This window comes from uncultured Aquimarina sp., assembly GCF_947496855.1.
Lineage (GTDB): Bacteria > Bacteroidota > Bacteroidia > Flavobacteriales > Flavobacteriaceae > Aquimarina.
In genome coordinates this window covers 473,459-488,021 of the sequence record NZ_CANMED010000006.1, presented here as the reverse complement: position 1 = coordinate 488,021, position 14,563 = coordinate 473,459, and the positions used below count along the sequence as shown (strand labels likewise).

The window sequence follows — 14,563 nt, the reverse complement described above, 5'->3', positions numbered from 1 at the left end:
GAAACTCCTGTAGCTGCATCTGGACCAACATTACTAACAACCAAACTAAAGGTAACTGTATCTCCTACATTTGGACTGCTATCATCAATACTTTTCTTAATACTTAAATCCGAAGATTGAACAGTAACAACTGCCGTGTCCTCATCATCATCAGCAATACCATCTCCATTATCATCAACTGTACTGTCCGAGGTAGGATCACTATCTGGATCAAACTGATCACTTGCAGTAATCTCTGCTTGATTCAAATACTCATCAACAGCTCCACTTGGAGCATCTACAATAGCATCAAAGGTTAATGTAACGGTATCTGTACCTACAGGTACTGACAATCCTGTCCAAGTAAGGATATTACCCGCAGGAACTATAACAGGGACAATATTACTTATTCCGCTATATCCTCCAGGTACAACATCTGCTACCGAAACATTCGTAGCCGCATCTGAACCAGCATTACTTAATGTAATCGTAAAAGTAACAGTATCTCCCACATTTGGAGTAGCATTACTTACTACCTTATTGATATTTAGATCGGATACTTCTGGTATTGGAATACTCGCTGCATCTTCATCATCTTCATCTTGATCTCCATCATCATTATCAGGAGTACTATCTGGATCAAATTGATCACTTGCTGTTACTTCTGCAACATTATTGTACTCTCCAATAGCACCTGTAGGAGCATTGACCAAAGCCGTAATCTGTATACTCTCTGGTGAACCAACAGCTATAGTTCCTACTGTCCAAACTCCAGATCCGGGAGCATAATTACCTCCGCTATTATCACTTTGATATGAATATCCAGCCGGTAACTGATCTTCTACAACAACGTTAGTTGCTGAATTAGCTCCTCCATTAGTAACAGTAATAGTAAAGATAACAGAGTCTCCAACGTCAGCTGAAAGAGGAGCTACTGTTTTACCTAAACTTAAATCCGCAGATCGTATAGTTACGTTAGCAATATCTTCATCATCATCATCCGGATCAGCATCACTATTTTCATCCACCGTATTATCCGTTGTCGGATCACTATCTGGATCAAAGTTATCACTTGCTATAATCTGAGCAGAATTTACATAAGGTCCTGTGGCATTTACAGTCAGGTCATAACTAAGATTTAAAGTATTTCCACTAATTATATCTAACCCTGCCCAAGTTATCGATTGATTTCCTGCATTATACAAACCTCCATTGCTTACTGTTCCTGGTACTAAGGTATATCCTAATGGAATTATATCTTCCACACTTACTCCGCTGGCATCAGAAGAGTTAGTAAGTGTTGTGTTATCATTAAAAATTGATATTGTAAAAGTAACTTGATCTCCAATGTTTACCGATGTAGGAACTACTGATTTTGTTAACTCCAAATCAGAGATTGGAGTAATTGTGATGGTAACTTGATCTGTAGCTGGGTCACAATCACCATTACTAACCGACCATTCGAAAATATACGTTCCCACAACAGTTCCTGTTACATCTGTATTAGGATCTAAAGGGTTATTAATATTAGCTGTATTTGGTCCAGATATTTGAGACCACACACCTTGTCCAACAGTTGCTGGTGTCGCCCCCAAAGTGATTAAAGAAAGTTCAGGAAGCGTCTGATCGGGTCCTGCCTCTGCAACAATAGGATCAGATCTAATTATAATTTCCATGGTGTCTACATTGGTACAACCACCACCTACAACAGTCCAAGTAAAAATATAGGGATCACTCATTGGTGTTGGTCCTAAATCAATAATCAAACTTGTAGGATTATTCGGAGCCGTAATGTTTGGTCCAGCAGGACCGCCAGTTTGCGTCCAAGTACCAACACCGCTTGTAATCGGGTCAGCATTCATAAAAGTTTGAGTTTCATCACATAAATCCTGATCAGGTCCAGCCTCCGCAGGAGAAGGCGGTGCTCCTGTAAACGTGACAGTAACCGTATCAGATTGAGGGTCACACATATTAGGCGACACAGGGTCGGTAAATACTAATGGGGTAGGAATAGGATTAGAAACCGTCCACGTAAGTACATATACGTCATCAATTCCATCATCACCTACATCATCGGGAACATTAATTAGTGGAGAATTTGGATCACCAGGGAATTGAATCATAGCGATACCTCCCGAAGGATCACTGGCAAAAGTCCATTCTCCAGAACCACTCGTAGGCAAAGTAGCCGCTAATAGCACATCATCTTGACAAGCGTTTGGTTGATCTGGGCCTGCTTCAACAGGATCAGGTGCTTCAAATACTGTTATTCTTACGACACTTGCTTCATTAGCACAATTGTCTATTTCATAGTTCCATTGTAGAATATATACTCCTGGTAGAGATAAACCATTTAAAGTCGCATTAGGATTATTAACATCACCAGCCGGAATCGAAGCAGTAGATCCTGGTTGTTGTAAAATACTCCAACTTGCAGTTAACCCTGGGTCTCCCGGAGGTATACTTCCATCTAATGTAATTGAATTAGTATCTTCTTCACAAACATAACGATTTGTACCTGCATTAGGCGAGACACTAGGACCATTACTAATAGTTACAATTACATCATCTGAATTATTACAAGCTATTCCAGAACCAGTATAATCAGTTGTAAATCTAAACGTGTATGTATTTCCAGCTACTACAGTTGCATTAGCTCTATTACTATTGGATGGAGACTGAGAAATTACTGCTCCATTTGCAGTTACCTCCGTCCACGTACCTGTAACACCATCTGTAGCTTCTAAAGCAACACTAGTAACCTCACACAAATCTTGGTCTGGTCCAGCACTAGCAGGAGCAAATACATCTACCTGTACATCATCTGAATCTGATCGAGGATCACAAACCGGAGAGCCACCCACAGTTGTCCATCTAAATAAATATGAACCAGTAGTAAGGGCAGTAACTGTAATACTATTATTTCCTGGATTACTAATGGTAGGAGTATTTGGTCCTGAAACAACCGTCCAAAATCCAGATTCAGTTACAGGATTATTAAGTGGATCTGCTGTAATCACCGTATTATCATCTGCACAAATCACTTGGTTACCTCCTTGTATAACTGCTGGCGTAACTGGTATCCCAACATCTATGGTTACAGTATCTATTGCCGTAGTACAACTACCAAATGCTACGATCCATTCGAACTCATAAGTTCCATCTAATAAATTACTAAAAATAGCCGTTGGACTATTAATATCATCTACAGTAAATCCTCCTACGCCCGAAACTAAATTCCAAGTTCCTGTTCCTAAAGGAGCTGGATCAGTTGCAGCCATAGTAAAAGAAGTTGCACATACACTTTGATTTAGTCCCGCTTCTGCTGTAGCAGAACCTGCAATAGTAATTTCAACACTATCAGAAGTCTCTGTACAAGCCGGAGATGGAGGAATACTGGTATACTCAATGGTCCAAGTGAACACATAAGTTCCGTCTCCTGGTATTGTTACATCCGTGTCAAACTGATTCTCGTCTGAAAAAATAACACCAGCTAGTGGTGTAACCGTCCAAGTTCCTGTTTCGTCTGTAGAATCTTCTGGATTACCAGCTAAAGTAATATTGGTTACTCCTGACCCTAAACAAGTATCTGTTCCAGCATCTGCTATGGAGGGTGATTCATCTGCTGTTGTCGTTATAGTAATCGTGTCTGTTGCGGCAGGTCCACAAAAAGTAAAATCATTGATTAAAGACCAAGTTAATATATAATTCGTTGAAGAATTTATAAATCCAGTGGCAATAGCATTAGGATCATTTACATCACTAAATGCAATACCATCTGGCGATGACCACGTACCTGTTTGACTATCACTAGGTGGATCAGCAGCGAGCTGAACAGGAGCATTAAAACATACCGTTTGGTTTGCTCCGGCTTCCACCGGATTATTATCTAATGGCGATACAAATACCGTAGTATCAGAAAAAGACGGAGGAGTACAATTAGCACCTGCTGAGACAGAATACCTAAATACATATTCTCCCGGAATAAGATTTGAAATTGACGTATTTTGTGCATATAAATCATTAATAACGGATTGATTAGGTCCAGAAATTTGAGACCAAGTTGATTGTCCTACAGTTATCGCATTACCTGCTAAATTTCCTCCTGATTGACCACACGTAAACGTTTGATTCGATCCTGCATTTGCACTAGTAGGGATTAGTGAAACGGTTATATTAATAACATCATTTGCTTCATCACAACTCTGGAATAAATTACCTGTTCTTCTTCGTTTAAAATTTACCGCATAAGTACCAGGCACATCAAAAACATCTAAAGTTGTAGGACTACTACCTGCATTTATATTGCCTGTTGGAAAAGAAATTGCAGAATCAGCAGGCCCACTTAAAATACTATATTCTGTAATATTTCCGCTAGTTACGGCAAACGGTACAGAAAAAGAGGTTTGTCCACAAATACCTGCCAAATCATCCCCAGAATTTACAGTTATGCTTATCGGGTTTACATTATATCTAACATTAACAATCGCAGAATCATCGCAACCAGTTGCACCATTGGTAATTGTATATCGAAATTGATATGCATTAGGAGACACCAAACCTGTTACCTGAGTAGTACTATTATCGTCATCAACAATGGTTACTGCCGGATTGCCATCAATTTGTTCCCATAAAACAGTTTCTCCTGCAAATGCAGGGTCGTTACCTACTAGCGTAGTTTGGGTTACATTTGGATCACAAAAACGTTGGTTATTATCTTGTACAACTACTTGAGTTACATCTTGAGTTGCTGGGTCAACAGTTATCGTTACCGTATCACTTCCTGAAACACAAGGACCGACTACATTCCAGCTAAAAACATAAGTTCCTTCTGTTAGGCCTGTGATTTCAGTATTATTATCATTTGGGTTAACAATTGTAGGTGTCGCCCCATCAGTACTTACTAGTGTCCAAGTTCCAACTTGTCCATTAATATTAGCACCGCCAAATGATCCATTTAAGTTAGTAGATTGATTTACTGTGTAACAAGAATCTAATGTTTCTGGAGGACCTGCATCAACAATAGCCTCCCCACCATAATTGGTAACCGTTAATTCTGCAAAGGATTCACAAAAAACACCGGACATAGGATCTACAGGACCCGTTATAGTCCAGCGTAAGGTACTTGTTCCTGCATTGCCTTCTGGTAAAGTTATAGGAGTTGAGGCAGAGTTTAAAACAGCAATATTAACATTGGCATCATTACTACCAACTACCGACCATACACCCGTTTCCCCGGTATTAGTTGGTGAATTTCCATTAATAATTAAAGAACCTGAACTATCTGGACAAGAAGCTATATCCGCTCCAACTGTAGCCTCTGTTATTGGTAATACAGTAACAGCTACATCCTGAAAAGGCGTATCCCCGTTAAAACATTCTGCAGCATACCTAAAACCATAAGTATTACCTCCAATAAACCCAGTTATAACTGGGTTATCTATACTAGGGTCACTTATTACTACAGTAGGACCTGATATTTGAGTCCAGATGGGTCCATCCGCATAAGTATCAGGGCTATTGCCATCTAATTGCATTACGTCATTAATACATATTGTCTGATTAATTCCTGCATTCAAAGTACAACTTTGGGCATTCGCATTCGTAATAGACAAGAAGCTTACGAAAATGAATAATAATACTCTGAAAATAGATTTATTACTTAGAAAAAACGATAAGAATGCGATAAAGTACGAGTAGTTTTTTATCATGTGAAAATAGTTAGTTAGTTAGCGTTATGAATCCGAAAATTCAGTATAAATATTACTCGATTTTTAATAGCGCAAAGGGGATCTTTAAATGAAAAATAACTTAAAACCGATAAAGTGATTTTTTTTTCGACTAAATACACAATAGAAACGTTGAATAATATTTTTATGAAGGTAGAAACAATATTCAATCTAAATAGGGAATATTCCCATAAAATAATAATGGTAAAACCTTATTGATTAAGCAAAAACACTTACAAAAACCTTATTAACAGTATATTACAATAACTCATTACATCGAAATATTACTCATTTCATCGAAATATCGAAAGAAATCAACCTCATAACTTTATGTTCTATTTAATCTCTTATGTAAATTAATGCTCATATAAAAAATGACGTAATGTCTAAGATCAATCATACCATACTTATTGATGACAATAAAACCACAAATTTCCTTAACAAATACTTAATGCTAAAATCTAAACGTTTTAGTCTTATTGAAGTATTCATAAATGGAAAGGTAGTACTTGAGCGATTTGAAAAGGATCAGTCTTTTCAACCAGATGTTATTTTTTTGGATATTGACATGCCAGATATTGACGGTTGGGAATTACTTGAAAAATTTGAAAAACTATACTCACAAAAAGTGAAAACAAAAATTTTTATTCTTTCTTCTTCGATCAACAAAGATGATTCTCAAGTGTTTAAACCTAAACACTTTGCACCAGAATATTTAATAAAACCTCTAAACTTAAATCTTCTGAATTCTTTGTATCATAAATATTTTGGAAATGACGATTCTAATTTCATAAAGTGATAAATTAGAATAAGATATTTTATGCAAATTATGTAAAACAAAAAAGAATTATAATTATTTTTTAAGTAACTATCTGATTAACATATTACCTCTATAGGATTCAAATCTGTATTACTCTCTGAGTTGTAATCAAAAATCCTATACATTATTCAAAGCTTCATCCATTTTCGGTTTGGTCAAAATTAGACTGATATCCGATTATAGTATTTAGATTAGACCGAAGATATAATTTCTTAAGCCTCTTCGGAAATTCTTCATCACCTCCTATTTGTCCAAAAAAATGTCTTACAATATGACTGGTAATTAAGATTTTGCTAAAATATTTTTGATTCGATTACTGCAGCACTTTAGGTGGGTTAATAATTAATTTCGGTATGATCACCTCTTAACCAATTAAATCTGATGGACTCACAGCAAATTCTTTTTTAAAACATTTAGAAAAATACGAAGGACTGGAAAACCCAGTTTGAAAAGCTATTTCTGCTACCGTATTTTCTTGATCAAGGAGTAACTCTTTCGCATGATGTAAACGAACGGAAGAGATGAGTTGATTAGGAGATTTATTGGTAATGGCTTTAAGTTTACGTTGTAATTGACGTTCACTAACGCCTATCTCTCTACACAAGGTGTTTACACCAAAGCAATCATTACTCAAATGATTATAAATATTTTGAAGTACTTTCTCTAAAAAAGAATTATGCTTGGCAAGTTTATACTGAGCCACATTTTCAAGTGTATCAAATTTTAGGGTTTCAACTACTGTGTACAATGAAATAGATTCACCAGATTCTGTTTTAAAACTAGTTTTATGAGGAGCAAGATTTATTCCAGATCCCAACAATAAATTCTTTACGGTTTGTGTAAGTATTATTTGATTAGGCACCGGTTGTTTAAAAATTGTTGCTTCAAAATTTTCAGTTTGTTCACAAACACAATGTTGTACAAAACACTCTTTTATATCTATGCCAAGGGATAATGGAGCGTTAATATCTCTCATAGCCTTTACTAAACCAGAGCCACAGTTGATAGCCTTACTTGGGCCTTCAAAAGTAGCTATAAATTTTTGTGAAGTATATTCGACTATATTTCCTTGATGTTGTTTTAGATACTTTCTAATAACTTCTTGATGTTCTGAACTATCATTGTTAGAAGAAATAATATACCCAACCATAACTGTAAATAGTTTTTTCTCATAAACCGGTGCGGGCTTTATAGTATCAATAAAATCCCTCATTTCCTCTAAAATCACTTTGGTATCTCCCACCCAAAACAAATGATCATTTCCTTCTAGTTCTAAAAACTTTGATCCAGGAATACGTTGGGCAATAAATCGTCCTTCTTCGATTTTTACATCGATATCATCTCTACGTTGTAATAATAGTGTAGGGACTTTTATTGATCCTAGAATGTCTATGATATCAACCTGAGTATTCATTTTTGTCAATTTCAAAGCTGAACTAGGACTAGCACCAGAACGGAAATAACTAGCTAACCATTCCATAAAAGTTTTATCTTTTGCTTTAGAAGGTGCAAGTGATGCTAAATTCATCTCTCCACTGCCCCAATTATCCTCAATCATATCGTAAACCACTTTACGTTCTTGATCTGTTGGTGCCCACGGATAATCTCTAGAATATCTTCGTTTTGCAAAAGCTCCAAAAGTGATTAAGGAAATAACACGATCAGGATACGTTGCACTAAATAGGGTAGAGACACTTCCTCCTTCAGAATGTCCAAAAAGAACTGCTTTTTTCGAATCTACAGCGTCCATCACCGCTGTTATATCTTCCATTCTCTCTTCTAATGTTGCAAAATCTACAACGCGATCAGAAAGTCCTGTTCCTCGTTTATCAAAAAGAATCACCCTAGCAAATTTGCTTAATTCCTTAAAGAAATCAACTAATTCAGGACAAGACCACATCCAATCAATATTGGATACCCATCCAGGAATATAAACAATGTCTACTGGACCTGAACCAAATACCTGATACGCTATATTAACCAGACCACTCTTAGTATATTTAGTTTCAGGTTTCATAAAATATATCCTATTCTTTTAATTTGATAAAACAGCATCATGATTTTTTTGAGTGAGAATTATAAATAATAAATAACCTTATCTAAAGTTAGATGTCACGTTCTTAAACAAAGAAATATATAAGGAGTCTACATTACAAAAAAAAGAGGGTAGCAAAAGAGTATCAAACAATGCAACATTCTTATTATCATTCTATTAAATGCATTTGTCATTTTATGATAATAATAAGATACCCTTTACAAAACAGGGTTTTATAAACTAAAGAAGGTATGAGTTTGATCAAAAACTGTTTATAAGGAATACTTTTAACGCTTTATAACGTAATATTTTTACTTTCGATAAAAGCAATAATATCTTGTTCAGAACCTAAACTAAGTTTTTTACGAATACGATATCTTGAAGATTTTATAGCTGCTATTGTATTATTTTGAAGCTTACTAATTTCTGTGGTACTGAGCTCCATTTTCATAAGGCAAAGGAGTTCTTTTTCCTTTGGTTTCAATTCGGAAAAATGTTGATCAAGTAGTATTTTAAAATCGATATTTATCTCATCTAGGTATGTCTGTAAACTTAAAGAGGATTTTTTAGCACCTTTCTCTGATAATAGTGAAGCAGATATGGAGCGTAATGCAGACTTACGTTCTCTCTCATCCTCTAAAGCTGTAACTTGCTTAATATCATCTATTGTATTATTAAAGACTTCTTCTCTAACAGAGTTTTCTACCACTACTTTTTTAAGTTCTCGTTCTCGATGTGCGAGTGCTAAGTCTGTTTTTAATTTTTCAACCTCTGCCAGTTTGGCTTTGTTTGCGACAAGCTCTAGTTTTTGTTTATTATTTTTTCTAATAAAATAGATTAAAAACAAAGCTGCTAGAACCGTAATAACCAGTAACCATAAATACAATTTCTTTTTAGTAGATTCATTCTGGAGATTAATAGCGCTTAGCTCCTTTTCTCTCTTATATTGATAGGCAAATTCCAGATTAGCGAAACGTTTTGTTGTACTTTCTTTTACCAAAGAATCTTTGTATTTATTTTGAATTAAAAAAGCCTCATAAGACTCTGAAAATTTTTGGTCATTATAAGCTATTCCAACCTTAGTGTGGTATGCGGATTGTATTAAAAATAATGCGTTCACCTTTTTTGCGTAGAAAATAGCACTGTCTATATGTGCATTTGCTTTGCTATGCTCTTTTTGTTTGTCATACACTTTTGCCAAACTAGAATGGTTATGTGCTCTGATATTATACTCCGTTGGATCTAAATGTTTTAAGTTTTCTCTATAAATTTTGCCTGCTAGATCGTATTTTCCTGAATTTGCGTAGGTACTAGCTAAATTACCCTTTATTTGTAGTTTAAGAGTTTTGGCGGTGTCAGCTTCTATAGCCTTTTTGAAATAATATGTGGCAGAATCTATCTTTTCCTGTTTACTAAAGATTCTTCCTATTCGATTCAGCGTAAGTGCTTGCCCACGACCTGACTTTGCCTTTTCGTGGAATACTAATGCACGTCTATGAAATCGTTTTGCTTTCTCAAAATCCATTTGTCTTGAGTAAATATTCCCTAGATTGCTTATCGTTCTTCCTATAATGATGTCATACTCGATCTCTCTCGAAAGATCTAAGGCCTCATTTGCATATTGCAAAGCTGCTGCAGTATCTTGTAAATTTAAGGATACGCTTGATAGACTATACAATAATTGTGCTTCTAACTTTTGATAATGATAACTATTATATCCTTTATCTTTAATGGTTTTCTGAACATCCAGAAAGATTTCTTTGGCAATATTGCCATCAAAATAGGCCAATTCACCTGCTAATTTCAACCTAAGTGGTAATCGTAAAGAATCTGAATCTGTATTTTCTATTTGTACTTTAGTCGCTTCTATTTTTTTAGTACGCGCATCTGTAACCTTATTTTCTTCCTGTGAATAGGAAAAGAGAGAGATAAAACATAACAAAAGTGACAAAATTCCAGTTTTCAAAATAGAAAGATTTTAAATAAAATTATTATTGAAATTTTAATTTTAGCTAAAATACAATTTCATGCCATACTTAATATAACGCATTTGTGTTTTCCAAAATTGAACATCACTAACTAATTAATTTTGTCATGCTTGGATATGTTTTATTTGATGCCTTAATAGTTAAAAAAGCAGAAACTATCCATTTATCAGAACAATTCTACAGAATCAATGCAGGCTGAAAAGGAAGTTTCTCAGGAATTAAAAGACGTTTTTTAATTGCTCTTTTTAATAAGTTACAAATCGATTTTAATTTCTAATTCACAAGCTCTGATGGACTTATAGCGAATTCCTTTTTAAAACATTTAGAAAAATAAGAAGGACTAGAAAACCCAATTTGAAAAGCTATTTCAGCCACAGTATTTTGTTGATTCAAGAGTAATTCCTTAGCGTGGTGTAAACGAACTGAAGAAATGAATTGATTAGGAGATTTGTTGGTAATCGCTTTAAGCTTACGTTGTAATTGCCGTTCGCTGACACCAATCTCCATACAAAGAGTGTTGACACCAAAACAGTCATTACCTAAATGATTATAAATATTTCGTAGTACTTTTTCTAGAAAAGAATTATGTTTTGATAGACTATGTTGATCTGAATCTTGAACTCCATTAGTTTTTAGATTCTCAACAACCGTGTACAATGATATTGATTCACCAGATTCTGTTTTGAACCTTTTTTCATGTGGAGCGAGAGGTACTCCGGATCCTAATAACAAATTTTTTACAGTTTGCGTAAGAACGATTCGATACGGTATTGGTTTTTGAAATATGGCTCCTTCAAAATTTTTAGTTTGCTCACAAATACAATGTTGTACAAAACATTCTTTAATATCTATCCCAAGGGATATTAAAGTATCATTAACTCTCATCAATTTTACCAGATCAGAACTACAATTCACTGCCTTACTCGGTCCTTCAAAAGTAGCTGTAAATGTTTGTGAAGTATATTCGACTATCTTTCCTTTATGTCGGAGTAAATTCTCTTTAATAAGCTCTTGATTTCTAGAACTATGATTGTTAGAAGAAATAATATGTCCTACCATAACTGTAAATAGTTTTTTCTCATAAACCGGTGCGGGCTTTATAGTATCAATAAAAGCCTTCATCTCTTCTAAAATCACTTTGGTATTCCCTACCCAAAACAAATGATCATTTCCTTCTAGTTCTAAAAACTTTGATCCTGGAATACGTTGAGCAATAAATTGTCCTTCTTCGATTTTCACATCGATATCATCCGTACGCTGCAATAGCAAAGTTGGTACTTTTATAGATCCTAGAATGTCTATGATATCAACCTGAGTATTCATTTTTGTCAATTTCAAAGCTGAACTGGGACTAGCGCCTGAACGGAAGTAATTAGCTAACCATTCCATAAAAGTTTTATCTTTCGCTTTAGAAGGTGCAAGTGATGCTAAATTCATATCTCCACCACCCCAGTCATTCTCTATCATATCATAAACCACTTGACGTTCTTGATCGGTTGGTGCCCAAGGATAATCTTTAGAATAGCTTCTCTTTGCAAAAGCACCGAAGGTGATTAAGGAAATAACACGATCGGGATACGTTGCGCTAAACAACGCAGAAACACTTCCTCCTTCAGAATGACCAAAAAGAACTGCTTTTTCAGAACCCACTGCATTCATAACCGCTGTAATATCTTCCATTCGTTCTTCGAGCGTAGCAAACTCTACAACCCTATCGGAAAGTCCTGTACCTCTTTTATCAAAAAGAATCACCCTTGCAAACTTGCTTAATTCCTCAAAAAAATCAACTAACTCAGGACATGACCACATCCAATCAATATTGGATACCCATCCAGGAATATATACAATGTCCACTGAGCCCGAACCAAATACCTGATATGCTATATTGATATCTCCGCATTTGGCATATGTAGTCTTTGGTTTTGTCATATCATTTAGTAGTTTTAAGAAATAGAAAAAGGCTTGAAACCCAACGATTGTAAAACTAGAAAAAGACTAGAATATCCCCATAAAAATGACACCTACAACATGTATACTTGGAAAGAATAAATTGTTAAAAACGATGCACAAGATGTAGACAACCCTTTTTTAATAATTTGATTTTCAATTATTTATATAAATTTTTTCATAAAACAGTTTGTGAGTCACGCAAGTTCCCTTTCTTGCTCAAGGTGCACCAAATAAGTAAAAATTTCTTGTTCTGGAGTTAGTTTTAACTTCTTGCGAAGACGATATCTAGCCGTCCTTGCGCTATCCGGGGATATCCCTAAAATACTTGCCATCTCTTTAACATTAAGATTAAGTCTAACTAAGGAACATATTTTCAAATCATTTGTACTTAAATCTTCGTGTTTCGATTTTAATTTAGTGTAAAATCCTTGATGAGCATCTTCAAAAAATCTACTAAAGTCCTCCCAATCCTTGTCGATTCTTAAATTTTTTCGAATTATTTTATTCAGGTTAGCAATTAGCTGTTTCTTTTCTAAAGAAGTTGATTTTTCGATATCCTTTATTGTTTTTTGTAGCTGTTGCACTACCTCATTCTTTTTTATAAAATTCAGTGTATATGAGCTTAATTCCTTATTCTTAAAATCTAATTGTTGTCTTAAATCTCTTTGCTTTAGCTCAGAATTTTCTAATTCTTTTTGTGTAAGTGTATGAGCAGATTCTAATAGCTCTTTAGTTTTTGATGCTAATTGACTACTTTTTTTAGCTCGCTGTCTAGCAACCAAATAAATTAGCCCCCCGCAAATTAATAACATCACTACACTTAGAGCTAAAATAAGTTGAATCAGATCATCTTTTTTTTCTTGCTCCTTAAGTGATATTAGTTCTTTATCCCTTTTTTCTAACTCATTTTCAAATTCTAAATAAGCGATTTGCTTTGATTTTTCTAGATTAAAAAGAGAATCTCTCAGAAAAACATATTTATCATAATAAATGTATGCCTCTTCTGGTTTGGATTGTTGCTTTTTTAATTCTTTTAATTCTTCATATGCAAACAATTCATACTTCTTCAGGTTATTTTCTTTAGCTATTTTTAAACCTTTATGTATTTCAATAGCAGCTTCTTCTAATCTATTTGATAGTCTTAGAATTTTACCAAGTATAATAAGATTATTAGTTAATCCATCTATATCACTGATTTCACTCCCCAATTCCTTAGATTTCTTAATATGATAATATGCTTGCTCTATTTCATTTTTATGAAGATATAATACACCTAGTTTACTATGTGCTTCTGCAATACCATAGGTGAAACCATTATCACTGTGCATTTGCAATGCATCAGTTAAATATCGTAAAGCTTCATTATCCTTCTTTTGCTCAATGAGCATAGTACCTATTTTGGTAAATGTAGTGGCAATTCTACCTTTTAAACCCAATGCGGTAAATTCATTAATGGCTTGCTCATAATAATGAAGTGCCTTCTTATATTCTTTGAGATCCGCATAAACCATCCCTATATTCAACCGTGTATTGGCTAAACCTGTTTTATCTTGTATATTTTGATATACTTTATAAGAATTGTTAAGGTATTGTAGGGCAGTAGTTAAATTTCCTTGCGCCCAATATGCAACGCCCACCACACGATTGGCTCTAGCCATTCCCTTTTCATATCCTAATTTTTCAGATAATTGTAAGGCTTCCAAACCAAAGTAAATGGATCTATTAGCATCTACTATCCAATATTCATATCCAATGGTATTAAGAAGGTTTATCTTTATCGTATCTTTTAGTGCATACGTGTCTAGTTTGAATTGTAAACTATCAATTTTTGTTGTTTTCTGAAATGCAAATGTGCTATTTATAAAGAAAAAAATACTCGCTACGATACCAATCATTAATCTACGGGTAGATAAATACCTATACAATAGACGAAAAGAAACCTCAAAAAAACTCATTAAAAACTAGGGTTACAGGGATACGTACGTTAAAAAATGATTTTTGCAGTTATAAAGCTACTCATCATTTTTCTAATCCAACCTGTAATAAATGTTAAAACCCCAGT

General features: G+C 34.6%; 5 protein-coding genes and 1 pseudogene. 1 reads left to right on the top strand and 5 read right to left on the bottom strand.

What is annotated here, in order from left to right; all coding sequences use genetic code 11:
- Positions 1-5,690, bottom strand: a pseudogene (locus Q0921_RS19520) (hypothetical protein); the annotation flags it as partial.
- 400 nt (positions 5,691-6,090) lie between these two features.
- On the opposite strand from Q0921_RS19520, the gene Q0921_RS19515 reads away from it, so the two are divergent.
- Entirely contained in the window at positions 6,091-6,507 is a 417-nt protein-coding gene (locus Q0921_RS19515) for a response regulator (protein ID WP_299259867.1), read from the top strand.
- 385 nt (positions 6,508-6,892) lie between these two features.
- Here the strand turns inward: Q0921_RS19515 and Q0921_RS19510 are convergent, their stop codons facing one another.
- The 4 genes from Q0921_RS19510 to Q0921_RS19495 form a co-directional block, all read right to left on the bottom strand.
- A complete protein-coding gene (locus Q0921_RS19510) occupies positions 6,893-8,545 on the bottom strand; it encodes an alpha/beta fold hydrolase (RefSeq protein WP_299259865.1) in 1,653 nt (550 codons plus the stop codon).
- Positions 8,546-8,858: 313 nt separating this feature from the next.
- Positions 8,859-10,529 (bottom strand): tetratricopeptide repeat protein, encoded by a 1,671-nt coding sequence (locus Q0921_RS19505; protein ID WP_299259863.1) that lies wholly within the window; start codon positions 10,527-10,529, stop codon positions 8,859-8,861.
- A gap of 295 nt (positions 10,530-10,824) precedes the next feature.
- A complete protein-coding gene (locus tag Q0921_RS19500) occupies positions 10,825-12,480 on the bottom strand; it encodes an alpha/beta fold hydrolase (protein ID WP_299259861.1) in 1,656 nt (551 codons plus the stop codon).
- Positions 12,481-12,695: 215 nt separating this feature from the next.
- Complete coding sequence (locus tag Q0921_RS19495; protein ID WP_299259859.1) at positions 12,696-14,456, bottom strand: tetratricopeptide repeat protein; 1,761 nt, start codon at positions 14,454-14,456, stop codon at positions 12,696-12,698.
- Between the last annotated feature and the right edge of the window lie 107 nt (positions 14,457-14,563).